Raw genomic sequence first — 23,395 nt, 5'->3', positions numbered from 1 at the left:
GGAATCGTCCTGTCGGACATAATGTAGCGTGGTCTCAGTTTCTCAGTGAGGCATTCGTCTCAATCCCCTCATCGAGGAATCGTCCTGTCGGACATCAACACTCAATGTCCGTGGCGGGCGCTGTGGGGTACGTCTCAATCCCCTCATCGAGGAATCGTCCTGTCGGACCGCGCCCCTTCTTTTCGCTGATTCTGCCGCCGCTTGCAACCGTCGGCGCGCCAACCTCGCCGGCGGCCTCTGCTGCCGCGCCATGCCGCTGGTCGTGCGGCGCTAACCATCCGGCGTTTCGGGGGAAATGCGCTGCGCCGGTCCTCCGGTGCGCCACCGGGGCCACGCCTGGCTTTTCGCACACTTACGCGCGACCCCGCGATTGTCCGCTGTCTGGCGCGCTTCATACCACCTTGTATTCCTCGGCCTTGGTTAGCCGCCCCAGCCCGCTGACCTCGATCCGCGGGACACAGTTACCACACAGCAAATAGTACCGCACGGTGTCTTCACCGACGTTGATGAGCCGCTCGACATCCAAACGCATCCGGTGAAAGTCCGCCGGGTTCAACTTGCCGGCCTCGAACACCGACTTCTGCACCCGCACGGCGTAGCGCCGCAACACTTGTACGACGCGATAGCGCGTGCGGTCGTCAACGATGTCGAACGCAATCACGGTGAACATGCGGATGCGTTGGCGGAAGCAGCCCTCCCGTCGTCAAGGTGTTGGGGGCGCGTCGCTCAGCCTTAGCCCTTGAGGCGTGGCGCGTCGCTCCACGCCTAGCGGATGAGAAACGGTTCATACACTGCCTCGGTGCCGAGCAGCACGCGCGCACACCGGCGCACCTGTTCTTCGATCACCTGGCGATACGTCAGGCGCTGGCCGCGCGGCGGATACAGGATGGTGCCGCGCAAGCGGCGCTCGAACAGCTCCACAAACCACTTGAGGGCGGCGCGCTTGAAGCGCACCGGCTCGCCCTCGCCTGCGCTCTCGAAATCGCCGGCCGCAAAGGAGCGCTGGTTGATGCACGCCACCACCATCGGCTCGACAATCACGCTGCGGTACTCCTCCATCAGGTCGCAGACCAGCGACGGCCGGCCGTAAGCGATCTCGTGCAACGCGCCCAGGTACGGGTCGAGACCGACGATCTGTATCGCCGTCTCGACGGCATTGGCCAGCAGCGTGTAGCCGAGCGAGAGCAGCACATTGACCGGATCGAGCGGCGGGCGGCGGTTGCGGTCGGTGAAGGTGAAGTCGGGGTGCTTGAGCAAGCGGCCGAAGATGCCGAAGTACACCGCCGAGGCCCGCCCCTCGCAGCCGCGCACCTGCTCGAGCGTTTTCATCTCGGCGAGCCGCTCTGCCATGGCCAGCAAGCGGGCAGCAGCCTCGGCCAGCTCGCTGTCGCCGCCCATACGGCGCGCGGCCTTGAGCACGAAGGCGCGAGTGTTGAGGATCTTGCCCCGCACCAGCCGCTGCGCCAGAGCCAGAGCCACGCCCGGGGTCTGCAATTGCTGGTATTGCGCCAGGCGCAGGCGCACGTTCTTCGAGTGCTCGTGCATCAACCGCCCGCGAAAGCGGCCGTGAATCGACATGAACACGGTATCGACCCGTTCGGCAATCAGGAAGTCGAGCACGGCCGGTGTGATCATGATGTTGCCCATGAGCACGAGCTGATCGAGATCATGCACCAGCAGTTCGGTGATGCGCTTCTTACCCGTCCATACCTGCAGCACGGGGCCGTCGCGCCGCAGCGTGGCGCCTTGTTCGGTGATGTAGGCGGTTTTCATTCCGCGCTTCCCTCTGGAGCCGGCTCCACAAGAGACCGGCGTGGGGGCACGCCGGCTCCATTGGCGTTCATTCCTCCTCCGTGGGCGCGGGCTGGAGGCGTTGCAAGGCGGCTTCAATGCGGGCGAGGCGTTGCTCAATGTCCGTAGCCGTGGATTCGGCGGAAACCGCGGCCTCCTCGACGGCCGGCACCAACGCTGCCCGTCGCGCCAGCTTGGGCGGAGCGACCAAGGCGAACAGCGCCGGGGTGGCGTAGCCGGCGGCGGGCGCCGCGGGGCAGACGCAGCCGTGGCAGAGCGCCGCGAAGCGTTCGCGTAGCTTCTTGCACCCCATCGGCCCTTGCAGACCGGCGCGCACGCGCTCGAGTTCCTTGCCGCTGACTCCGGCGTTGGCGAACATGGCCTCGATGCGCTCGTTGTCGCGTCCGATTAGGCCGACGGTGTAGAGCAGCGCGCGCGCGGCATCGGCCGAGAGCGTACGTTCTTCATGCGCCTGGCGGGCGAGCTGGCGCACCACTGCGCAGCCGCTCAAGACGCGGTCGGCAGCGCGCTCGGCCTCGCGGCCAGCGGGAATGGTCGCCAGCGCCTCGGCGAGAGCGCGCGGGGTGGGACCAGCCGGCGCGGGCGGTGCCGGTGCCACGGCGGCGGACAACGCTTCACTGGCGGTGCGGGTAGGGAACGGGATGATCCGGCTGAGGAGCAGGGCCTCGATGCGGGCGGGCGGGCACGGGCGCAGCGACGCCAACGCCTCTTCCGCCGCTAGCGGCTGCAACTCGGCCGTCAAGAGTTGCGAGGCCCGCATAGTTGCTTGATGCACGCCCAGCGGCAGCTTGATGAGATTGCCGAGCCCTTTGCCGCTGAGGGCATCCTGCTTGGGGAAGATCTCGACGGCCACGGCGGGTGGTTGCGGCCCGGCACGCGCGAGCAGCTCGCGCAGCAAGGCACGTGCGCGCGGCGCGAGTAGCCGAGGGGCGAAGAACAGCCACAGGTGTAGGCCAACACCGCCGCTGTCTTCGGCAACCGCCGGCAGCCCGGCTTGCGCCGCCGTGGCCAGCACGCGCCGGACGTAGTCTGCAATCGGGGCGCAACCGAGGGCGCCGTCGTCACCGGCGGCCAAGCGCATCTGCTCCAGCGCCGCCGGTGTCGGGTCGAAGTCGAGCGCGGCGAAGCTGACGGTGCTGTCGGGATGGAGCACGTATTGCCCGAGGGTGATACGGCCGAGGAGGTGCAGCTCCATCACGCGCGCGGTCAGCGGCTCGCGCACCGGCCAGTACCCCGACTGGTCGCGCCGAGCGTCGTACCACTGGCGCGCATAGACATCGCCGCGGCCGCCGAACCAGCGCAGCATGGCGTCCACCAACGGCGGCGGTGCCGGCGCAGAGGCGGCTTCGCGCGGCCCGGGTTCGAAGTCGAGGAAGTCATCCTCGCCTTCTTCAGGTGCAGCTGGCGGGAGCAGCGCTCCCGCCCTCAAGGTTTTTGGGTCCGGGTCGCCCCCGCCGTCGCCCCCGGAGGCGTGGAGCAGCGCTCCCGCCCTCAAGGGTACGTCGCTGCGCGGTTCTTCTTGAGGTCCGGAGCTGTGCTCCGCGGCCAACGTCGCCGCGGCGGCCAAGTCGCCCGCTTCGGTGAGCAGGCGCTGCCAGCACGCCGCCTCCGCGGGTGACAGTGCTGCAAGCTCGACGGCCGCGAACAGTTCGGAGACCCGGGCGTAGTCGCCCGCATCCGCGGCCTTGACGGCGAGCGGATAGAGCGCGCTGGCGTTGGTCGAGCGGATGGGTTCGTTCGTGTCATCCATAACAAAGCGGCGGGAGCAGCGCCCCGCCCTCAAGGTGGTGCTGCGGTGCTTCGCCGCACCGTCCCTTGAGCCGTGGAGCGGTGCTCCACGTGCCGGGAGCAACGCTCCCGCGAGGATCGAAACATCGAATTCCTGCCTCATCCGGCCAGGCGCGCCAGCTCTTGCTCGGCGCGCTCGGCGTGCAACGGCAAGCGCGCCATGCGGGTGAAGGCCGCGCGTGCTGCCTCACGATCGCCTTGTTGCTCGCACACGCGCGCCAGCGCCTCGAGGGCGGCGACCTCTTCGCTGAGGTAGCGGCGGCGGCGAAACTCGGCGGCTTGCTCGTAGGCCCGGCGCGCCTCGGCCAGTTGACCGACTTGCTCGGCGAGCCGGCCGACGCGCAGCAGCGTCTTGTGCCGGCCGGCGCGATCCTTGAGCAGCGCACTCTTGTAGAGCTTGAGCGCGCGATCGACGCGGCCGCCGCGCGCCTCGCAGTCGCCGAGCAGGCGCCAGATGTACGGCTTGCGATTGTGCGCGGGGAGGTTGAGCACGATCCACTGCGCCGCATCTTCGATGCGATTCTGTCGCAGGGCGATTTCGGCCAGCAGCGCGTAGACGAAGTCGCGATCGCCGTCGTGCGGCGCGTCCACGGCGAGCCGCAGCGCCCGTTCGGCGTCGGCAAGTTGTTCCTGCGCTACGAGCACCTTGGCCGCTAGAAACAACTTGAAGACCGGCTTTTGGTGATGCCGTTCATGGTCGAAGCGGATACAGCGAAAGATCCAGCGGCGCGCCTGGTCGAGGCGGCCGAGTCGATAGGCCGAACGCGCCGCCCCGTAGAGGGCGCGCACGTACGGCGTGGCGAGCCGGTGCCGCGGCGTGCGGGCGGCGGCGGGCAGGCGCTCGAACAGCGCGATCGCTTCGCAAAAGGCGCGCAGGGCGAGCGTGTCCTTCTGGGTCAGGATGCTGGCGTAGTAGACGCCGAGGCGGTAGCGATCGACGATCGAGTCGGGGCGCAGGCGCAGCGCTTCGGTGATCCAGCGCTCGAACCCTTTGCGCCACGGTTCGGGTTCATCGAGGCGCGGCTTGCGGATGTTGTGCGCGAGCAGGGCGGCGTAGTGCACATAGGCCAGCGCGCTGGCGCGGCGGTGGCTGGGTTCGCGCTCGAAGGCGCGCACCAGCAGGTCGCGCGCCGCGACGAAGCGACCCCGTTGCCCTTCGGCGAAGGCCACCTCGTCGGCGGCGCGCAACCATTCGGCGCCCCAGTGCGGGGGCAGCTCGGCGGCGAGTGCGGCGAGTGCATCCCAGTCGTGCCGCTGTTTGAGGGCAGCGGCGGAAGCGACCAACTCGGCGGCCGAGCGACGGGAGGGTGCGATCACAGTTGGTTGCATCGCGTCCATGCGCGCACGATAGGCAACCCAAGCGCATTCGAGAAGAGGTGCGCCGCACACGGCAATGTTGGCGGCAATGTTGGAAGAGGGCGGGAGCAGTGCTCCCGCCCTCAAGGGGCGTGACGATACCTGCGGCCGTCGACCCGCGTCTTGAGCCGTGGAGCATTGCTCCACGCGGCGGGAGCAACGCCCCGCCCTCAAGGATCTGCGGGAGCAGTGCTCCCGCTCTCAAGGCGGTGCTGCGGTGGTTCGCCGCACCGTTCCCTTGAGCCGTGGAGCATTGCTCCACGGCTTACAGCTCGATCCGATCGATCCCGATCGGCTCGTCGTCACCGCGCTCGTAGCTGCGCGCACTCGACCACTGGTAGCCTTCTGCCTCGACACAAAGGCCGGCCCGAACCGGGTTCGTGTGCACGTACACTATCCGAGCACGCAACTCGTCCTCGTTTAGCAGTGGGTGAATCCACGTGCCGTCCTGCCATACCTTGTAGGATTGCCGCTCGGGACGACGCACCGCGCGGCGGAGGGCCGCAACCAGATCCGGGGCATTTTCATGCTGCAACCGTCCACGGATTGCTTTTGCGGTGAACGTCTTGATGTCGCGAACAAGGTCACTGGGTGTTCGCGGTGGTGCGGGCGTCATGACCCAGTGTACGTGGTCCGGCATGATGACGAACCCATGCAAGCGCATCTTCCTGCTCTGCCGTTGAAAGGCGAGTGCGTCGAGCACGATCGCGCAATACGGGCGATAGAGAAACAGTGGGAGCCGGTCGTGTAACACGGCGGTGACGAAGGAGGCCGCGCCCGGCACCGCGATGTTGCGCGGGGTTGTCACAGTGACGCGATCATCGCGCGACGGGGGCGGGAATTGCAAGGGGCGACGCCGGTTTCCAGCCGGTTTCCTGCTGGCGAGCGCAACGCTCCCGCGCTCAAGGATTTGCGGGAGCAACGCCCCACCCTCAAGGATTTGCGCGCGGCTCACGCGGCGCCGCGCAGCATGTACCGCCCGAATCCCAACGCCGTGCCTTTGCCGACTTGTACCCGTTCACCGAAGTGCAGCAGGGGCCACAGCTCACGCAGCGCGCCGCCACGCCAGTGCAGCGTGCCCATCAATCCGGGCCACTGCATGCGTTGGCGCTGGCGCGCGGAATAGCGCGTGACGTGCACGCGCCGCAGGCGGGTGGCGACCACCGCGACGTCGTGGGCGGCGGCGACCGCGGCAGCGCGATCCACGGCCGCCGCGTTATCACCGAAGAGCACGGCGAGCGCGTTGGCGCGCTGCGCCAGCGTGTCGAAGAAGAGCGGTGGCGTGACGGTGCCGGCGAGGCGGCCCTGATGCTTGAGCCGCAGGGGGGTGACGAACTCGATGGTGGCCTCGCCGGCACCGCCCGAATCGGGTGCCGGCGCCGTGGGCGGCGGGTTGAAGCGTTCGCTCTCGGCGTCGTAAACGACGTGCGCGCTGTCCGTCGTCACGCCCACGAGCTGCATGGCCGCCCGGTGGCGCTCTCCATCCCGCTCCCGCTCCTCGGGAATGCCCAGCCCGCGCCTCGCCATCGCTTGCAGCGCGACAATGACGACCGGCAGGTCGTCGATGGCGCGGCCGATCAGAGTCAGCCGAAACGGCACGTCGCAGTCGGCGGCGAGACGAAACGGGTTGCCGCTGGTGCGTGTCCAGCCGGGTTCGGAGGCGAGCACCAGCGGGCGCGGCGCCTGATCGCGGATGCCGGCGGCGTGGAGCGCATCGTTGGCGGCGGCGGGAGCAGCGCTCCCGCCCTCAAGGGGCGTGGGGCAACGCTCCCTCTCCCCTTGAGGCGTGGAGCGTCGCTCCACGCCCGCTGGCGTTTCGAACAAGGCCGCGTACGCGCAGCGCGCGTAGAGCGGACAGCCCGGGCACCGCTCGCGCTTCGGAAACGCGCAGACGGTGCGGTAGAGCGCGCCCCCGAGCGCGCCGTGCAGCGCGGAACCGAGAAACGGCGGCAGCCGCTGCGGCTCGGCGGTGCGGAGGGTGACGGTGAGCGGGAGGACGGGGGGGAGGTACGTCGTCATTCAAGTCCGGCCGGTCGATCAGCTCTCCTCGCCCGCATCACCGGCGGGAGAGGATGAAGGTGAGGCTTCCTTGTCGTCGTTGTCGAGCCAGACGATCTCGCCGAGGACGTAGGGGTTGGCGCGTTGTTCTTCGGGCGAACGGCGGTCGATGAGGGCGCAGCGCCGGACGGCGGCCCCCAGTCGCCGTGCGCGTGCCGCCAGGCGCTCGACGGCATACTGCATCACGGTCGTCCCGCCGGTCACGTTCACGATCACCTCGGCGGCCGTGGCAAACAGGCGATCGAGTTCCTTGCCGACATGTTGATCGATCTCACGATAGCCAAGATGGGGCTCCTGAAGGCAGAGTACTTGATACGGCCACTTGCCGGCTGCGGCGTTAGCGAGCGCTTCAGGAATGCGCGGCGCGGCTTCGCGCGAGGCGACGATCAGAAACCGATCGGGTTTGACATGAAGGGCGCCGGAATACAGGACGCCTGGAGACAGGCCCACCGGGGTGAGCAAGAGCCGGTGGCCGCGCACGCACTGCACCTCACCAAGCAGCGTCCCCGCGAGCAAGGCGCGGCAACGCTCTAACAACGCCGTGACCTCGGCGTCCGAAACAGTAACTTCGCCTTCTGTCATCCCGGCATGGGCGAATTGGTTCCGTTTCTTGGCGAGGGCATCCCAGAGGGACGCGAGGGTCTTCTCCGAATCGCTCGCCACCGTGGCCTTCGCGCGCTCGCTGTACGCGTTCAGCCGGTCTTCGAAGGGCTTGCGGTGTCCGTAATCGAGCCAACGTTCGGCGGCATTGCCACGGAGCATCAACGCGCTCACCAGGCCCTCGCGCATGATCGCCAAGGCCTTCTCGTGCTCGCGGTGCTGCACGTACCACTCCGCCACACGGAGTTCACGCGACAACTCATCGGCGGTGAGCCGCAGCTCATTCTTGCGCGGCTTGCCCTCGACGGCCCAGTTTGGGAGCTGTTCGTTGAGCGCCGCAAGGGCGAGCCGTGCGGTCAGTGCGCCGCCGGGCTCGGCAAGGCCGGCGAGCCCTTCACGCAGATCGGCTGCCCGCAGCCCGGCCTCGATCGGCAGCCCCATGGCGAGAGCGTCTGCGAGTCGCTTGGCGGGTTCCTGGAGGCGCGACAGCTCGCGATCGCCGAGGCCGCGGCGAAACAGTCGCCCGACATCCTGGCGCAGCCTCGTCGCGACCAGCGTCCAATCCCCAGCGTCGCGTACGCTGGCGAGGGCGTGATACCACTGGAGCAACTGAAAGAGCGCGGTGACTTCGAGGATGGGCACGCGGCCCTCGGCGCTCAGATCGTATGCGCCGTAATAGATACCTCCGACCTGCACACCGCGCAGGCCGACCAAATACGCCAGGCTCGCGAAGTAGACGAAGGGAAGATGGCGCAGCGCGAAGGTCACGTCGAGGACGACGCGCGCATTGTCCGGGATGCGCTGCTGGAGCGTCGAGAAGATCGCGAGGATCTCCTCTTCGTTCCGGCCGTTCGGAATGTCGACGGACTCCGGCTTCGTGCCCGTGCTAGCGAGTTCGGCCACGACCTGCTCGTACCATTTGGCCCGCGCCTCCTGTGTGACGAGGACGAGCGCACGGGCCCCCGCAAGGCCCAGAAGGCGCGCGATCGCGACCGGCGCAAAGCGAGAGCGCCACGTTGCCGATCCAAGTGCGTACAGGACGTCGTCGTAGTTGCCGACCCCGATCGACGTGATGAAGCACTGCTCCGCCGCCATCGCAGCACTCCACCTACCCTGCGCTGATCCCCTCATTTCGGAGGAACTGCTCGACCGCCCCGACGAACTGCGTGGCCTCCTCGATGCGGCGCTCCACGTCGTCCCGCGTCGGAAACACACCCGCATAGTCGCCGGCGGTGCGATCGCTGAAGGCCGCCTGCAGCATCCTCTGATGCGCGGGCGTGAACGTGCCGGCCTTCACCAGGTGTTGTCCGAAAGCGCCGATGACGCCGGAGTGCTTGGCGCGCGTGATGTTGCGGGACAGCAGCGCCGCGGTGGCGGCATAGAACATCGCGTAATACGCGCGCGACATGGCGAAGTCGTGGTCCCCGTCTTCCAGAAGATTGCGCGCGCTGCGCAAACTGCGCCGAGCCCGTTGGATCAGTGAGAGAATCTCGTCGCGGCTCACACCCGGACACCTTCCTGCTGCACCGTCTCGACGAAGCTGTAGCCCTTGTGCCGATCAAGAAACGAGCGGTCGGCAACGAACACCGAGACGAGCACGCCGCACGCCAGAGTCAGGTCACACGCGATCTGGAGCGCCGCCTCCCTGAGGCGACCGTCCCCGTCGTCCTGCTCGAGGGCAACGAACAGGTCGAGGTCGGACTCCTCGTCGGCATCGCCGCGAGCGCGCGAGCCGAAGAGGAGAACTTCGAACAAGGCGCGAGGGCAAGACGCGGCGAGTCGACGACTGAACTCGCGGGCAAGCGCGAGATCCTGTGGGGCGACGGTCTCACGCCGGTTCATGGCGGAACCAATAATAGGCCTCTTGCCGGTGTAGACCAAATGCAGCCATCACCGCTTCACCAGATGCGGCGCCAGCACCGGGTAGTCGGCGCGCAGGCGTTTGAGCCGCTTCTTGTCGGAGCCGTAGAGGTCGAGCAGGCGGGCGGCGAGGAGGCGGAGGCAGGTGCCCATGGGCGTGTCCTCAGGTGTTTGCCACCAGCCGAGATAGCTTCCGATCCAGCTCGGCATGGACCGCCTGCCAGGTGGACAGCTCGTTGTCATCGACGAATTTCCGGCCCGCGGCATCCAGCGCGGCGCGAAGTTGAGCGGGAAGCGTTGCCGGTAGATGGTAGATCAGTCCCACGAACTGGCCGTCCCGGCGGGCGACCTTGAAACGAAGCTGGTTGGCCAGGCGTCCTTCGCTGTCTAGCTGACCTTCCTTCTTCTTGGCATTCCACTCGCGAACTTGATGGTTGGTAATCGGATAGGCCAGGAGATGACGCCGATCGACTTGCCCTCGGCGCTTCGCGTCGAACTGCAGCCCGGTGCGGAATCCAATCTTCGTGCCGGCTAGAGCCTTCGGCACGTCATCGACGGTCCTAATTTGTTCCGTCTGCCAGATCAGCAAGCCCTTATCGTCTCGGCCGAAAGCGTGTGGCCAGTCGAGTTTGAGGCAGTCTTGGACGGGCCGGCTAAGTTTCGTCAGCTCTGCGCGCGCCTCCTCGGACCACAGATTCGGGAACTCCTGCTTTCCGCCCAACTCCAACGAACCCCATCCGTTGCGTGAACGCCCGCCAATGGTGCCGAACCAGTGCATCAGGCGGAGGGCGGCGATCAGTGCGGCGGCCGCCTCCGGGGGGAAGGACAGCCGCAACGTGACCATGTGCCCTGGCGCAATCGCCGGTGGAAGTTTGATACGTGTCCCCTGTTGAAAGGTGATCGGGCCGTAACCCAGGTACAGTTTTCCGCCGACCATACCGTCCGGTGGCTTGTCGACCTCGGGGTGCTTCACTTTCGGATCGGTGCCAAGATTCTGCAAGGTACCGCCCGCCCAGGCTCCCGATAGCTGCATCCGAACTCGACTCTGTCGCGCCGCTTCCGCCTTCAGCCACGCGTGCCCGAAGAGGTCTGCCTCTGCCTCCCTTAATTTGACGTGATCGAACTTACACGCCGGTGCACGAACGATGCGCCACCACTGTCGCAGCAATGCTTTGATCGGCGGAGTCCGCCATTCACTGGCTTGGTCGGCCGCGCCCAGGAATGCCGGCATGACCGTCCGAATTTCTACATCGATGGATTGCATCGCCTGCCCCGTTCACTTGTCTCCGATGATCGACTCAAGCGTCCGATTCTTGGTCGACTGCTTGTCGGACTGCCTACCGGTCCACTTGCCGAGCCGGATGTATGCCTCGCGCAGCCCGATGGCGAGCGCCCCCTTCTCCTCGCCGCTCAGCTTGGGCAACTCCTTTGCGAAAATCTCGTGGGCACGGTTGTCGTTGCAGTCCTTGAGTTCGAGAAGGAGTCTTTCGAGCGGCCCGAGCGATTCAATCTGCTGGCGCCGCTCTTCCGCTTCACGCGCCTTGCGCGCTTCGTCTTCCCGACGACGGCGCTCGGTCTCGCGCTTCTCGGACTCCGCCCTCCGCCGATCACCGGCCTCCTTGTCAAGCACCATACGGCCGTAGCCAACTGCCGTCTTCGCACCGAAACCGAGCCAGTCGAGCGCGTAGAGGAACGCCTCCCGCACGAGCGCCATCCACGACTCGTGCACGCGTGCCGGGACATTGCCGCCCGGTTGGAAGCGAACGTGGAAGGTCAACTCCGAGCCGGCTGGCACGGCGAGGAAGAAGATCGGGTTGGGACTACCGTCGTCCGAAGGAGGTCCCCCGTTCTGGTAGTAGTGGCTGAAGTGGGGGTTCATGATGTCGACCCGCATCCGGTCTCCCGCCGGGGCAATGAAAGCGTCCCAGAACTCCAGCGCGCCCGCCTGGTGAATTCTCCTGCACGCCTTCGAACCAGGTAACGCCTCGGGGCCACGCTCCAGAACGTCTCGACAGGCCTCCTCCTTCAGGGCATCCCTATGAGCGGCGATCAACGCGCTCGCAAGATCACGGTCACGCTTCAGCGACTCGAAATAGGCTTGCCTCCAGCGCTCCGCCGCTTCGTCATTCACCTCCGCCCGCGCCAGGTATGCGCTCGTTGCATCGAACCCGAAGAGCCACCACACCGCTCCGACCGACCAGCCCTTCGGATCGTCTGAGAACAGAACCAGTTCTTCCGCGGCCCGCCGAATCACGCCCTTCACTCCGCTGCCGGGGAGATACGGCAGGCCATACGGGTCGAGGAAAGCGAATCCGTTTTCGAGCGGGTGTTCCATGCCCACGCCGGTCACGAGCGGTGCAGTACTGCGAGCATCGAGGGTGAGGACATCACCGGATGCCGCTGCGAGCGCACACTGCCGTGCGCGCAGGCTGCTAACGTTCGCGGTCGCGTCTCTCCCAAGGCCGCACGAACCCTTCAGCGTGGCGTACTTCTTGTCCTTGTTGAGGTGCCAGTTGTCCTGCCAACCGTCGAAGTACAGGCGAAAGCGGTGACCCGGCGGCGCGGCGGAAACATCTTTGCCGGCATATGCTGGAACGGCGACCGGCATGGGTCACCCTCCCTTTCGGGCCGCGGCAAACTGCCGAATCCAGCGCAGAACCTCGAGCGCTTCTTCGGTCGCACGCATGTACTGCTCGCTCGCTCCACCGTGCAGCCGCTCCATCGCCTTGTTGAAGTCGAGCGTTTGAGGATCCCCGGAGCGGGCGAGGATGTTCTGCACGCCACCAATGATGTGGCGCACCAATTCGTTGTGGCCTTTGCTCTGGTAGAACGCCAGCGTCTGCATCAAGCCGTTCGACATGATCAGCGCCGGCGCCCCCTTGGCGAGATTGGTGTACTCATCCGACCGCGCCTCGCTGACGCATCTCCACGCGTAGGCCGCCCTCTGCTGATCCAGGTTAGGCATTGTCCGCCTCCCCAGCCACGAACTTGAGCATCACCTGACCCCGACCGGTGGTCGAGTCACCGCCGACCTGCAGGAGTCGACCGTCGAACCCGTTGCCGCTGTCGTTCCCGGTCTTGACGGTGCTGAGCACCTTCTCGGCATCGAGGTCGCCGTTTTCCCGGTCCTTCGAGGCCATCGCGAGTGACACAAGCAGCGCTTCCGGTGGGAGGTTCTCCGTGTAGAACAGGCCGCCGCCGTCCGCCGTTCCGCTGTCGTCGTTGATGCGGACGTGCGGCTCGACGGCGGTAGCATTGCGGACGAAGTACGAGAACTTCTCGTCGGCGAGTAGGACGATGTCCGACTTGATCTTCTCACGGAAGTAGCAGTGCGCCTCGTCATTCGGAAGCGCGTTCGTCGCGATCCACCCCGCAATCGTCTTCAGGTTCTGTCCATCGCCGGACGGCTTGAACTCGTAGGCTTCGAGCACCAGGCTGCCGTTCGTCTTTAATTCGTCGTTTGCGAGATCACACCCTTCGCCCGAGACGTTGGGGATCGACCACTTCTGCGCCTGGCCGGCGAAGGTCAGGAGGCGTTGCAATCGAGCCAGCGCAGTCGGGCACGTGGCATACACGTAGGATCGGCGCAGGCTCCGAACCGGGAAGAGAACGATCTGCGCGTCGCTCAGGCTCAACGCCCCCGCGTGTTCGGACGCCTGGGTTTCCGGTCCGAAGACCTTCTTCACCGTGCCCTTGTCCCAGAGCGTCTCGGCCACGTGGCGCATCGCCCCCTTGATGCCCGAACCCGCCATGCACGGGTGTCCCGTGTGGCGCTCGCGCTGGATGGGGTTGTCGATCGCCCCCAGGGCGGTGCCAGCGCCCATGTGTACCGGACTCACGCAGTAGAGAAACAAAGCCGCCTTGCTCTCGAACATCGTCGCTCGTCCTCCCTCACCGGCCGTTCGGCCAGGCCCCGATCCAGACGTTGTTGTATCCCTCCGCACGCCGCCGGCGCGCCTCGATGTCATTGCCCAACAGCGGCCAAAGCCCTGTCGTCGTCAGTTCCTCCAGGAAGCCCGGGGAACCCTCGGCGCGGTCGAACCAGTAGACGCTCCCTGGCGGGACCACGCGCACCGCCGCCTTGGGCTTCCCTTCGGCCAAATCCCAGCCGCTGACCGTTTCCGCGCGGGGCACCGCCGCCGCAACGAGCCGCGCCCGGAACCCCTGATGATCGAACCAGTGCTCCTCTTCGTTCCGAACCACGCCGGGCGGCAGCCAGCCGCCTTCGCCGAACCAGCCGGGCGTCGACAGAATCATGCGGAAGCGCTGCGCACCGGTCGGCAGCGCGAACCGTGGCAATTCAGCACCCGACCACTCCGTCACGGCAGCACCGCGGCCGTCGCCGCCGAGACGCAATAGACCGCTGGTCGGTAGCAGCTCCCCGGCCCCGGCCACCCCAACCAGAAAGCCGATGTGTTGACCCAGCGCCACGGTGTCGGAGGTGTAGAGCAACCCCTGCGCGGCGGTGCGGCGGGCACCGTCGAGCCCGATGCCGAGACGTGGGTCGCGCTTCCAGAGAGAGTCCGCTTTGACGAGGCTATCAGCGGCGACCGACCCCCCGCGGAGATAGGCTGCCATCCCCCTCGCGTCGAGCCAGATTCCCTCCTCGGACTTGGCCGGTGCGGACGAGCGCAAGACCGCCTGTCTCGGCAAGCCGCCTGACCCGGCTATGCCGAACCCGCGAAGATCAACGGGGTGAAGGGAGTTCGCCACCAACGGCCCCGCTTTCTGCTTGACCACGTCGAGATCAGATGCAGCGGGGGTGAAAAGGCCCGCCTGTTCTCCGGCGTTTCTGGCGAGACATGCCGAAACGATACGGAACTCGCCCGGCTCGGCAGGCGACCGACCGACGCACGCACGCACGCGATCGTCGGCCACCTCGCCGCGCCGGAAGGCGTCGAAATCGACGCGCGCGTCGGCGAGGATGCGGCTGCGCAGCGCGCCGGCGAAGAGGGAGGGCCACGGCGGCATGACAGCTTCGCCGTGCCCGGCGTCCGCAAAGAGACGGTTCCCGCGCAGGTAAAGCACATCGACCGGTTCTATGAACACGTGTCGAATCGTCATGGGCATCTCTCAGCGATCCCCGCGTGGCGGGCGCGCCAGGAACTCCGCCACGGTGATCGCGTCGGCGAGGAATTTCACGGCGCTGAACTCCGCCTCCGCCCCGTGGTCTTTCCATGCCTGGATCGAGAAAGCAGCAAGATCTTCCGCCAGGGAGCGGAAATTGCCGCAGTTTGGGTTCTCCCGCTTCTCCACCGACTGACGTCCGAGTTGGTATTGTAGATTCGTCGCCAGCATTTCCCGGAATTGTTCCTCGGAAAGTGGCTCGGCCGGATTCGCCGGCAACTGCTGAAGCCAGTCCGTCGTGTGGTATGCGAAGCGGCGCGACACCGCTGTTTCGAGCACATCGCGCAGGCGGAAGAGAATCCCTGCCGCGCTCGCCTGCGTTTCGCCGATGCCATGGAGATACCAGTGCGACGTAAAACGCGTAATCCCACCGCTCCTCTTCATCAAGCTAATGCTGAACGCATCGCGCCCGGCCGCCTTAGCGGCCCGCTCCGCCGCACGCGCCTCCCGGAGAACGGAGCCGAGCGGCGCCTTGTGGTGCGCAATGACCACGCCGGCCGACGCCGTGGCGCGCTCCCCCATCGTTCGAAGGAGTAATCGACTGCGCTCGATGAGCGCGTAACCGTTCTTCAACAGGAGACCGTGATCCTCGAGATTGAGCAATCGCCACACCGTCTCTTGGTCGCTCGCCGGCACTGTGCCGGAGTACGCACAGCGCAGGGCCATAATCATCGACAGGACATCCTTTACCGAGGACATCGCAAGGACGTCGTCCCCACCGGAGTAGATGAGCTTGCCGCAGTGAACGTCCTCGACCACCCTGCGAGCAACGTGCAAGGAGAAACCGTTGAGCGCGCGCGAAATGGCCGCGTGGTACGAGGGGGACGGGGGGGCGTGCTCCGACAAGTAGCTGCTGAAAACAGGACTATGTTGTACGCGGTTCTCAATCTCCGCCCGGATCGCCGGATGAAAGATACTCCGGTAGGGCGTTCTCTGAGCAGGTTCGGCGCCGGAGAGCCAGGCTCCCATGTGGTCGCCGTCCATCAGCACCAGCGCATAGTAGGCCTCCTCCGACGGGCTCCCTTCTTCGTCCGGGTTCTCCCTGATCAACGATTGCGCTTTGCGCAGGATCTGCCGCCGCGTGACCCCTGGGTTATTCTCGTCATCTTCGTCCGTTTGGTCGGACAGGTCATCCAGCCAGCCCGGAAGCGCGCGCACGAGACGCCGCACCTCTTCGCCAGCGTCGCGAAGCTCTCGTACAACCTTGCGCGGGAGCGCGACCCGAAATCCGGAGCGCCCCTGGCGCTCGTGTTCTTGGATGCCATCGAGGAGGTCTCGCAGTTCGGGCCGACCAACGATCTGCGCATGCCGGGCCACGAGTCGCTGCAGGGTCGTGGCGAGCGCCATCGTGTGCGTTGACACGACGAACCGCCGAACTTGGCCTTCCTCCCCAACAAATTGTTTGACCTCGCTCGACTCGGTGAACAGCACCGGCCAAAGTCGCTTGAGGAGACACACGCCGCACAGTCGCTCGTTTTCTCGAAGCCACGCGGGCAACTTGCGCTCCAGGCGGCTCCACATGGGAGCCTGGGCGGCGCGGCTGTTGCGCTCCTCCTCGTCAGTGCACAGCACTTCACGGATGCCGCAAAGGGAACAGCGATAGCCCTCCTGCGCGAGTTCCGAGAACTCGCGGGAGGTTTTGAAGGCCCCGAGCGCTCGGTCGAGCAGATCGTATATCGCCGGGTACAGCACTCCTCCGTTGGGCTGGAAGAAAGCCATTCCCTCAATCTGTGATTCCTGGTTGATCACCTTCCAGGCCGCGCTTCCGAGAAACCCCGGTGTCGCCCCATCGTGATCGGCTGGATAGAAGGGTGAGAGCGCCTCCCCGAGCCGATTCGTTCCCGTCACTCGACCGGCAGCATCGGTTTCGACGAGCTTCCACGGCACCGCACACCAGTGCACATCTGGAAAACCATCGAGTTGCCTCCCGATCTGTGACATGCCGTAGTTCAGGCCAGCGGCGCTGACTTCACCTTCCGTCCCCAGACGATTCCAGGCCGCTTTCGCCCGTTGCAGCACCCACGACCGGACGTCGGACACGATGTCGCGAGCGACGGCCTCCGCCGCGCCGGCCGGCACAATCGCGACAAACCGGTTTGGCAACGCCGCTGCAAAGAGCGGGTTGGCATCCGTCTGCGACTTCAGCTCGCCGGCCAGCGGATCTTCGCCGTCGTCAACACCAACCTGCGACCTGAGCCAGGCCGTGACGATGGGCACGCCGTGAAGATCGGGGAACAAGATGGCGTCCGGACCGAAACGCTCCGCTACGACCCGCATGGCCTCCCACGCCATGTGCGAGAGCAGGTGCGATCCCGCCCAGAGGTCCGACGTGCTCCGCCCCTGAGCGATGAACGACTGCACCGGGCCGAGCGACACCGCGAGAATCGCCGGCATGTCTCCGTTCGCCATCGCCCCGGCAAAGGCGGATGTCAGCCTGAGGTGTTCCCAGATTGAGTGATCCGGGACTCGGGTGTCCGCGGGCAGAACCTGCCACAGCGCCCCCAAGCGGGGTGCAGGGCTGACCTGCGCGTTCTGCCAGAAATTCAGAAACGTTCGCTTCCAGTCGACACCACCGTCATCCCTGAGAATCAGCCGCTCCAGATGGTCCGTCGACACCGCTTTGAGAGCCGCCGGATCGAGCCCGGTGTCAACTAACGTGCCCAAAGCGATTTCTTTCCCGGTCAAGGGGTGAACGAGAACCGCGTTCTTCACGAAGTCGACGCGCGCCCACGCGGCGTATCTATTCTCCACATCAACCGGAAACTGCGGGCGGTCCGCAGCCGCAGCCCAACGGTCCGCCCAACGGATGACGTTCGCAACCTCACTCGGGATGCCACCGTCACCGAAGAGCTTTCGGAGAAGGGCACGTGTCGTGCCGCCCTCGTGACCGCTTGGATCACGGAACAAGACGAGCGCCTTCTCTGCAGGATCGTGAACCCAGGCGGCCAGTTTGACCTGCCACCGGTCTTGTTCGCCGCTCATCCCCGCCCCTCCACGATCGCTCGCACTCGGCCCTGAATCCGGCCGGTGAACTTCTCGATGGCGCGGTGGGCTTCGCCTTGCGCGCACCAGGTGGCTTCGTGGCGCTTGCGCTCTTCGGCCTGCAGGTTGCGGAGGTCGTCAGCCGCATGAAAGGCAGCGCCGTGCCCCTCTGATGCGGGCTGCATGGCTTGTGCTCTCAGCAACATGGTCTACCTCATTGTTGCCACAGGCACTCGGAGTTCCCGTGCATGCCGCCCCGCTTTGGCGAGCCGCTCCATCCCCCGCACAATCTTCGCCGCGTAGTAGCGCTCGCCACATTCGGTGCACACCTTCGCGGGCACGTTCTCGATGACCGTCAGCTCGTCGCCCCAGCGGAAATCCACCGTTACGCGGCGGCCCTCCAGCACACCTCGGCCGCAAAAGTAGCAGGTCTCCTCGCCGCGGGCTCTGGGCACCGTCGCAACACGCTTCTTGGAATTCATTGTGATCTTCTCCTCGTCCATGCATCTTGCCATTTCGGCGGCCGCGGTTCATAGACCGTGATGATCAACAGGTTCTCCCGGTCGAAGTTTCCGCACAGCACGTGAAGCCATCGGCCCCTCTGGTCACAGCCGACGAAGAGACAACTCGGACCGCGCGGATCGTCCGGGTACGGCTCCAGTTCCGCACCTGATTCGAGGACGGTCCTAATGTCGTTGACCGCAATTCGCTCCGCCGCCGCCTCCTGCTGCGCGTGGTGAGAGAGCACCTGGCGTTGGATGCGGCCGGTGAATTTCTCGATGGCGCGATGCGCTTCTTCTTGCGCTCCCCACGTGGCTTCGTGCCGCTTCCGCTCTTTCATTGCCGGCGCCAACGTCATCGGCGTTGCTTGCATGCGCAACTCTGTAATTCCTTCGCCGTAACCCGTCGAGAGCTCCCGTGTACGCGGCAACGTTGGCGTCAACATTGGCAGATCACTCCCACGACACCGCGATCGCCTCGGGACGCAACGTCAGCCCGTGATGCCGGTTGCCTTTGGGTCCCCACATTTTGATCTCATAGGGTTCGCTGCCGCCCTTGAGACACCGCCGAAGCGCGACGTTGATCTTCGGCACCTCAGGCAGAAAGTTCTTGACCGTCCACTGCACGGCATTCACGCCGGAACTTTCTTGCTTGCGCATCCATGCGCTCAGTTGCTCGCGGAAAGCCCCTTCAACGTGCTGCTTGGAGACAAAGCACGACGGACACCCGTTACAATCGGCTTGGCGACACCCGTCGCGCCGCTGTTCGGCGAGCAAGGCGTAGATCGCGGCGCGGACCGGAGAGAGGTGCACCCCCTGTGCGCCGCAAATCACCAGAGATTCACTTGGCTGCACCGAAACCCGAGCGGCGGTCAGCACATCGATCTCCCCTTGCAGCTGCATCACCAGATTGGAGAAGCTCACAGAGGTCCGCTCACGGACGTCGCCAACTGCACGCAAACGCGGGAACGGCAACTCCGCCAGTTCAATCTTGATTGCGGCCGCCTGGACGCGAACGGGTTTCTTTGCTGGCCCGCGATAGCGGAGGCGGGCGTTGCTCCGCGTGTTGGGGGGGAAGAAAAAATCAGTACCCTCCAGTTCCGCCGGATGCACCAGCACGTGCGAGAGCCGATCCTCGGCGCGGCCGTACAGCATCATCGCCGCGGCGAGCAGGTAGCCCATCGTCTTGCGCCCGCCGGCAATAGAGGCGTGTAGCGCTGGACTGCCGTCGCGGGTGAGCGCGGCCACTCGGCGCGCGATCTGGTCCGCCGCCGCCACGTTGTCCGCGCCGGAGCGCACATCGTCCAGCTCCCGCCCATCGGCACCCTTGAGCACCTCGATCGACTTGGGCGTAAACCCGAACCGCCGCGCACCCGGATACTCGCTGCGCAGCTGACTCCACTTGCCGCCCCGCCGCAGCAGCTGCTGCATGATGCTCTCACGCCCGCGCGTGGTGGTGAGCACGAAGACTTCGCCCCCGCTCACTCCGTCGCGCACCAGCGCCCACACCGTCTCGGTGATGATCTGCGGTGAGGCCCCGGCAACGAACAGCAGCGTGCGAACGGCCATGATCGACTCAACACCCCGTTGCCCGCACTGTCACCGCACGGCGTCTTCCGCGGGCGCGCCGGGGCATGCTCCTCGTCTGCGCTCGCAACTGAAAGCGCAAACGCGCGAAACGAATCTTGGCCAGCTCGTCGAGCATCGCACAACCCGCCCCGGGTTTCGGGCTGAAACAACGAGGCGGGACCTTAGTTCTATTCCTGCAAACAATGCAAGCGGATTCAATCCGCTAAAGCGATACGCCTCGCAAGGCGCTCCTGCAGCCATGGAGTCTTTGGTTTGAAGCCACAAGACGGACGGCAGCTGCACGACGAGCCGAGGACCGCGTCGTTGCTGATGCCCGCACCAATGAACGGTACAACGGCTCGGGAAACCAGCCGATCAATCAGTCGGCCGAACCGTCGCTGACACGGTTCAGATGAATCGGAAGCGGAGGTCATTCAGTACCCTCACCCCCACCCTCTCCCGCGGTGCTGCGGGCGAGGAGATCATGAGTCGTGCTCGTCATTTGAGTCACTTCGCACCGGCCGGCTGCTCTACGCGAAACCGCCACCCCTTCTCTTCGCGCACCAGCCCGCGGCGCTGGACGACGACCGCGTACTCCTCGCGGGCTTGCTGGTAGAACCCGTCGTCGAACACCACCACGCCGTCGGCCATGATGTCCAAGAGCAAGAAGTTCCCCGCTTGCAGCAGCTCCAGGAACTCCGCCGGCGTGAAGCCCATGGCCGACATGCCCGCAATCACCGTGCGCCCTCGCAGGTGTCGGCGCGCGAAGATGTCGGCCGGCAGCCCGTCTGCTACCACGCACACGTCGATGTCACTCCCCTCGGTGAAATTCCCGCGGGCGTACGAGCCGAACACCAACACACACCGCAGGCGCACCTCGTCGCCGAGCTGTGCCACGAAGCGCGCGACCGCGTCGTCACTCCGCTTCTTGAGGCCCCGCTTGAACAATGCCCTTCATCTCCTCGTAAATGTCGCGAGCGAAGGCGATGGCCTGCTCGGCCTGCGCCTGTGTGTAGTGACTGGTCGCCGAGCCGCCGCCGAACACGTCCCCGTAGCGGGTCGGAATGTAGTACTGATCAAGGATCTTGGCCTTGTCGAGCAGCACACCCACAGCCGCCACCTGCTGTTGTAGCTCGACCATGAGCGAGACGACATCGTGCCCGCGCCGATCCATACCCAAACGATTCAGCGCCGCCTTGACCGCCAGTTCAGCCGCTTGCTGGGCACAGAAGCAGGCCTTCGACCACCGACTGTGCTGCAAGAGCTCGCCGGCCGCCCCCAGAAAATCGTCGCTGTCAGCGAGAAAGTCGGCAGATCGATCCATCGCACTCTTCTCTCCAGTCGGCTTTCTAGCATCCTGCGCGCAACCGCCCCAACCCCATCCCCGTCCCCTTGCCCACGTGCAGCACTTCACGGGGGCAGCCAGGAAGGTGGAAAGTTGAAAGGCCAAAGGTGGGAGCAACCATCCCTGTCCCGCATCCATCGCATACCGCCCCAACCCGATCTTCGTGCTCGTGCTCGTGTTCGTGGCTCGTGCTCGTGATTCGGAGCAGGTCGACGCTGCCGAAAGCCGTCGCGGTTCGCAGTTCAAAGCATGGCGCCAAGAGCGAACGGGCTGACGCCGCTTCCCGCTTTGCGGTCTCGGACCGCGTCATCTCTGCGTTCCTCCGCGCCCTCTGCGGTGAGAGGATTCTCGGATCCGCAAGGTTCATCGTTTCACGCTCCTCGTCCATGCACCTCACCACTCGGAACCCTCACCCCGACCCTCTCCCGCAGGGTTGCGGGCGAGGGAGCCAGAGGCGGACTCGTGTTCGCGCTCGTGCTCGCCATTCCCGTCCCTGTCTCTGTCCCTATCTGTCGTTTCTATCGCATCGTTGCGACCGGTACCCGTAGCTCACGTTCGCAACGCCTCGCTTTGGCGAACCGCTCCATCTGCCGGACTACGTTCGCCGCGTAGTACTGCTCGCCACATTCGTTGCAAACCGTGGCCGGGACGTTCTCGATTACCGTCAGCTCATCACCCCAACGGAAGTCAACCGTGACACGCCGTCGCTCCAGGACGCCTCGTCTGCAGAAGTAACAGCTCTCCGTGGCCCTCGCTTTGCCTACCGTCGCCTTACGCTTCGCGGAATTCATCGCTTCACGCTCCTCGTCCATGCATCTTGCCACTTCGGCGGCTGTGGTTCATAGACCGTGATGATCAGCAGCGTCGTGCGGTCGAAGTTCCCGCACAGCACGTGGAGCCATCGCCCCCCCCTGGTCGCAACCGACGAAGAGGCAGCTGGGACCACGCGGATCATTCGGATACGGCTCCAGTTCAAGGCCCGATTCGAGAACGATCTTGATGTCATCAACGCCAATCTACTCCGCAGCCGCCTCGCGTTGCGCGTGCTGTGACAGCTCAAATCGGTCGCGGCGAGCCCGCAGTCGCGCGATTCTTTGAAATTCAGCAGCCAGACCAATCTACTCCAGTCCTCGCGCGGTACCCTCACCCCGACCCTCTCCCGCGGTGGTGCGGGCGAGGGAGGAAGGGCTGCCGAGGCTGAATCGTCCAAGTCCCATCCCCGTCCCCTTGCCCACGTGCAGCACTTCGCCGAGCGCCAGCACAGGCGCGAACGGCTCCAACTCGCCTTCGTACACCGCCTCGCCGACTACGCCCCCCATCTTCAGCTTCGTATCCTGCCGCGCGGAGTAGCGCTCCCAGTCGTGCCAGCGCGTGCGGTTCTCGAGCAGCTTGACCTGCTCGGCCGCATCGACGAGTCCGCGGAAGTCGAGAGCCAACTCGCCGTCGCAGTGAAAGTACGCCAGGTTCGATAGCCGGCGCAGCAGGTTGCGGATCAGGATGTGGAACTCCGGCACCGTCGCCAGCGCACGGTCGAAGATCAGACGGGTGGGGGTGAGGAACGACAACGACAGGCGAGAGGCGGCAGGCGTGAGGGGAACGGAACGGGAGGCGGCAGGCGTGAGGGCGAGGACGTCGCGGATGGTCAGCGGATGAAGGTCGCCGCGCAGCGTTTTCGACTGGCCGTCGTACACCAGCGCGCCCTCGCCTGTGGCGTTCAGGACCACTACGCTCTCAACGGTGAACTTCCCTCGGGCGCCGCCGCTCATTCTGCCTTTCGCCCTTCCACTTTCACCTTCCGCCTCGATCGCTCTGCCAATCCCGCGATCGCATCCCAGATGCTCGAAGGCGAAGATGAAGTACGGCAGGTAGTCGATGGCGCGGCCGACGAGCACGAGCACGAACACGAGCACGCCTCCTGCCGCATAGCGCGTCTGGCTGTCCAGCGACGGCTCGATGACGAACGGATGGGGCGCGTGCTCCAGGCTCGCCAGCCGCCGGCTGCCGTTCGGCACCGGGGTCTCGAAGATGTACGGGTAGGCGCATTTGGTCTTCAGAATGCACCGTTCGCAGTCGCGGTGCGCGACGACGCACACGGCGTCTTTGAAACTCATTCCAAAACCGCCCCGCAACGTCGAGCCCTTGTACGGCGGCAGACGCAGCGGCGTCTGCGCTCGCAACTGAAAGCGCAGACGCGCGAAACGAATCTTGGCCAGCTCGTCGAGCATCGCACAACCCGCCCCGGGTTTCGGGCTGAAACAACGAGGCGGGACCTTAGTTCTATTCGGGCAAACAATGCAAGCGGATTCAATCCGCTAAGGAGTGCAGGGGTGTGCGACAAATCTGTGGGTAACGTGCAGCCGACCGGGCAAATCCTCACCAGTCTGACAGTACTGTGTAC

23 protein-coding genes and 1 CRISPR repeat array (1 of these 24 cut by a window edge) are annotated in these 23,395 nt (G+C 65.6%); all 23 genes read right to left on the bottom strand.

Annotated elements, in window-relative coordinates:
* A CRISPR array of direct repeats spans positions 1–168; the repeat unit is 37 nt; unit sequence GTCTCAATCCCCTCATCGAGGAATCGTCCTGTCGGAC (it extends 1,886 nt beyond the left edge of the window).
* 223 nt (positions 169–391) lie between these two features.
* The 23 genes from cas2 to cas6 (HY699_15980) all read right to left on the bottom strand — a co-directional run bounded on the left by cas2 (position 392) and on the right by cas6 (HY699_15980) (position 23,222).
* Positions 392–670 (bottom strand): CRISPR-associated endonuclease Cas2, encoded by a 279-nt coding sequence (gene cas2 / locus HY699_16090; GenBank protein ID MBI4517327.1) that lies wholly within the window; start codon positions 668–670, stop codon positions 392–394.
* Between the two features lie 95 nt (positions 671–765).
* A complete protein-coding gene (cas1, locus tag HY699_16085) occupies positions 766–1,773 on the bottom strand; it encodes a CRISPR-associated endonuclease Cas1 (protein MBI4517326.1) in 1,008 nt (335 codons plus the stop codon).
* A gap of 67 nt (positions 1,774–1,840) precedes the next feature.
* The gene (locus HY699_16080) at positions 1,841–3,562 is read right to left on the bottom strand and encodes a hypothetical protein (protein ID MBI4517325.1); all 1,722 of its coding nucleotides are present in this window, start codon (positions 3,560–3,562) and stop codon (positions 1,841–1,843) included.
* 137 nt (positions 3,563–3,699) lie between these two features.
* Positions 3,700–4,917 carry a tetratricopeptide repeat protein gene (locus HY699_16075; protein MBI4517324.1) on the bottom strand — a complete coding sequence of 406 codons (1,218 nt, stop codon included), beginning with the start codon at positions 4,915–4,917 and terminating at the stop codon, positions 3,700–3,702.
* Between the two features lie 304 nt (positions 4,918–5,221).
* Entirely contained in the window at positions 5,222–5,911 is a 690-nt protein-coding gene (locus tag HY699_16070) for a transposase (protein ID MBI4517323.1), read from the bottom strand.
* Complete coding sequence (gene cas6, locus HY699_16065) at positions 5,908–6,975, bottom strand: CRISPR system precrRNA processing endoribonuclease RAMP protein Cas6 (GenBank protein ID MBI4517322.1); 1,068 nt, start codon at positions 6,973–6,975, stop codon at positions 5,908–5,910. Before cas6 (HY699_16065) ends, HY699_16070 begins: the two co-directional genes overlap by 4 nt.
* Positions 6,976–6,993: 18 nt before the next feature.
* Positions 6,994–8,709, bottom strand: a complete 1,716-nt coding sequence (locus tag HY699_16060; GenBank protein MBI4517321.1) for a TIGR02221 family CRISPR-associated protein — start codon at positions 8,707–8,709, stop codon at positions 6,994–6,996.
* Between the two features lie 13 nt (positions 8,710–8,722).
* Complete coding sequence (locus HY699_16055) at positions 8,723–9,118, bottom strand: HEPN domain-containing protein (protein MBI4517320.1); 396 nt, start codon at positions 9,116–9,118, stop codon at positions 8,723–8,725.
* Positions 9,115–9,456: a nucleotidyltransferase domain-containing protein gene (locus tag HY699_16050; protein MBI4517319.1), complete on the bottom strand. Its 342-nt coding sequence runs from the start codon at positions 9,454–9,456 to the stop codon at positions 9,115–9,117. Before HY699_16050 ends, HY699_16055 begins: the two co-directional genes overlap by 4 nt.
* Before the next feature lie 181 nt (positions 9,457–9,637).
* Complete coding sequence (locus HY699_16045; GenBank protein MBI4517318.1) at positions 9,638–10,738, bottom strand: hypothetical protein; 1,101 nt, start codon at positions 10,736–10,738, stop codon at positions 9,638–9,640.
* Positions 10,739–10,750: 12 nt separating this feature from the next.
* On the bottom strand, positions 10,751–12,082 hold the full coding sequence (gene cmr6, locus HY699_16040; protein ID MBI4517317.1) for a type III-B CRISPR module RAMP protein Cmr6: 1,332 nt from the start codon (positions 12,080–12,082) through the stop codon (positions 10,751–10,753).
* A gap of 3 nt (positions 12,083–12,085) precedes the next feature.
* The gene (gene cmr5 / locus HY699_16035) at positions 12,086–12,439 is read right to left on the bottom strand and encodes a type III-B CRISPR module-associated protein Cmr5 (GenBank protein ID MBI4517316.1); all 354 of its coding nucleotides are present in this window, start codon (positions 12,437–12,439) and stop codon (positions 12,086–12,088) included.
* Positions 12,432–13,349 (bottom strand): type III-B CRISPR module RAMP protein Cmr4, encoded by a 918-nt coding sequence (gene cmr4, locus HY699_16030; GenBank protein ID MBI4517315.1) that lies wholly within the window; start codon positions 13,347–13,349, stop codon positions 12,432–12,434. Before cmr4 ends, cmr5 begins: the two co-directional genes overlap by 8 nt.
* A gap of 16 nt (positions 13,350–13,365) precedes the next feature.
* Positions 13,366–14,538 (bottom strand): type III-B CRISPR module-associated protein Cmr3, encoded by a 1,173-nt coding sequence (locus tag HY699_16025; protein MBI4517314.1) that lies wholly within the window; start codon positions 14,536–14,538, stop codon positions 13,366–13,368.
* 9 nt (positions 14,539–14,547) lie between these two features.
* Positions 14,548–17,583: a type III-B CRISPR-associated protein Cas10/Cmr2 gene (gene cas10 / locus HY699_16020; GenBank protein ID MBI4517313.1), complete on the bottom strand. Its 3,036-nt coding sequence runs from the start codon at positions 17,581–17,583 to the stop codon at positions 14,548–14,550.
* Entirely contained in the window at positions 17,580–17,789 is a 210-nt protein-coding gene (locus tag HY699_16015) for a hypothetical protein (protein ID MBI4517312.1), read from the bottom strand. Before HY699_16015 ends, cas10 begins: the two co-directional genes overlap by 4 nt.
* Positions 17,790–17,792: 3 nt before the next feature.
* Positions 17,793–18,086 (bottom strand): type II toxin-antitoxin system MqsA family antitoxin, encoded by a 294-nt coding sequence (locus HY699_16010; protein ID MBI4517311.1) that lies wholly within the window; start codon positions 18,084–18,086, stop codon positions 17,793–17,795.
* Positions 18,062–18,442 (bottom strand): DUF4258 domain-containing protein, encoded by a 381-nt coding sequence (locus HY699_16005; protein ID MBI4517310.1) that lies wholly within the window; start codon positions 18,440–18,442, stop codon positions 18,062–18,064. Before HY699_16005 ends, HY699_16010 begins: the two co-directional genes overlap by 25 nt.
* Positions 18,443–18,536: 94 nt before the next feature.
* Positions 18,537–19,652 (bottom strand): TIGR02584 family CRISPR-associated protein, encoded by a 1,116-nt coding sequence (locus HY699_16000; GenBank protein ID MBI4517309.1) that lies wholly within the window; start codon positions 19,650–19,652, stop codon positions 18,537–18,539.
* A 507-nt stretch (positions 19,653–20,159) separates the two neighbouring features.
* Positions 20,160–20,600: a nucleotidyltransferase domain-containing protein gene (locus HY699_15995; GenBank protein MBI4517308.1), complete on the bottom strand. Its 441-nt coding sequence runs from the start codon at positions 20,598–20,600 to the stop codon at positions 20,160–20,162.
* Positions 20,569–20,976, bottom strand: coding sequence for a HEPN domain-containing protein (locus tag HY699_15990; GenBank protein ID MBI4517307.1), 408 nt, complete (start codon positions 20,974–20,976; stop codon positions 20,569–20,571). Before HY699_15990 ends, HY699_15995 begins: the two co-directional genes overlap by 32 nt.
* A gap of 539 nt (positions 20,977–21,515) precedes the next feature.
* A complete protein-coding gene (locus HY699_15985; GenBank protein ID MBI4517306.1) occupies positions 21,516–21,788 on the bottom strand; it encodes a type II toxin-antitoxin system MqsA family antitoxin in 273 nt (90 codons plus the stop codon).
* 327 nt (positions 21,789–22,115) lie between these two features.
* Positions 22,116–23,222 (bottom strand): CRISPR system precrRNA processing endoribonuclease RAMP protein Cas6, encoded by a 1,107-nt coding sequence (cas6, locus tag HY699_15980; protein MBI4517305.1) that lies wholly within the window; start codon positions 23,220–23,222, stop codon positions 22,116–22,118.
* Positions 23,223–23,395 lie beyond the last annotated feature (173 nt).

It is taken from the genome of Deltaproteobacteria bacterium, from assembly GCA_016210005.1.
GTDB lineage: Bacteria > Desulfobacterota > Binatia > HRBIN30 > JACQVA1 > JACQVA1.
This window is presented reverse-complemented; position numbering and strand designations above follow the sequence as displayed.

Coding starts and splice junctions, on each gene's coding strand:
- cmr5 (MBI4517316.1), bottom strand. CDS start 12,439: ATGCCTAACCTGGATCAGCAGAGGGCGGCCTACGCGTGGAGATGCGTC.
- HY699_16005 (MBI4517310.1), bottom strand. CDS start 18,442: ATGACGTTGGCGCCGGCAATGAAAGAGCGGAAGCGGCACGAAGCCACG.
- cmr6 (MBI4517317.1), bottom strand. CDS start 12,082: ATGCCGGTCGCCGTTCCAGCATATGCCGGCAAAGATGTTTCCGCCGCG.
- cmr4 (MBI4517315.1), bottom strand. CDS start 13,349: ATGTTCGAGAGCAAGGCGGCTTTGTTTCTCTACTGCGTGAGTCCGGTA.
- HY699_16050 (MBI4517319.1), bottom strand. CDS start 9,456: ATGAACCGGCGTGAGACCGTCGCCCCACAGGATCTCGCGCTTGCCCGC.
- HY699_15990 (MBI4517307.1), bottom strand. CDS start 20,976: ATGGATCGATCTGCCGACTTTCTCGCTGACAGCGACGATTTTCTGGGG.
- HY699_16010 (MBI4517311.1), bottom strand. CDS start 18,086: ATGGACGAGGAGAAGATCACAATGAATTCCAAGAAGCGTGTTGCGACG.
- HY699_16060 (MBI4517321.1), bottom strand. CDS start 8,709: ATGGCGGCGGAGCAGTGCTTCATCACGTCGATCGGGGTCGGCAACTAC.
- cas2 (MBI4517327.1), bottom strand. CDS start 670: ATGTTCACCGTGATTGCGTTCGACATCGTTGACGACCGCACGCGCTAT.
- cas6 (MBI4517305.1), bottom strand. CDS start 23,222: ATGCTCGACGAGCTGGCCAAGATTCGTTTCGCGCGTCTGCGCTTTCAG.
- cas1 (MBI4517326.1), bottom strand. CDS start 1,773: ATGAAAACCGCCTACATCACCGAACAAGGCGCCACGCTGCGGCGCGAC.
- HY699_16025 (MBI4517314.1), bottom strand. CDS start 14,538: ATGACGATTCGACACGTGTTCATAGAACCGGTCGATGTGCTTTACCTG.
- HY699_16045 (MBI4517318.1), bottom strand. CDS start 10,738: ATGCAATCCATCGATGTAGAAATTCGGACGGTCATGCCGGCATTCCTG.
- cas10 (MBI4517313.1), bottom strand. CDS start 17,583: ATGAGCGGCGAACAAGACCGGTGGCAGGTCAAACTGGCCGCCTGGGTT.
- HY699_16000 (MBI4517309.1), bottom strand. CDS start 19,652: ATGGCCGTTCGCACGCTGCTGTTCGTTGCCGGGGCCTCACCGCAGATC.
- HY699_16080 (MBI4517325.1), bottom strand. CDS start 3,562: ATGGATGACACGAACGAACCCATCCGCTCGACCAACGCCAGCGCGCTC.
- cas6 (MBI4517322.1), bottom strand. CDS start 6,975: ATGACGACGTACCTCCCCCCCGTCCTCCCGCTCACCGTCACCCTCCGC.
- HY699_16015 (MBI4517312.1), bottom strand. CDS start 17,789: ATGTTGCTGAGAGCACAAGCCATGCAGCCCGCATCAGAGGGGCACGGC.
- HY699_15985 (MBI4517306.1), bottom strand. CDS start 21,788: ATGAATTCCGCGAAGCGTAAGGCGACGGTAGGCAAAGCGAGGGCCACG.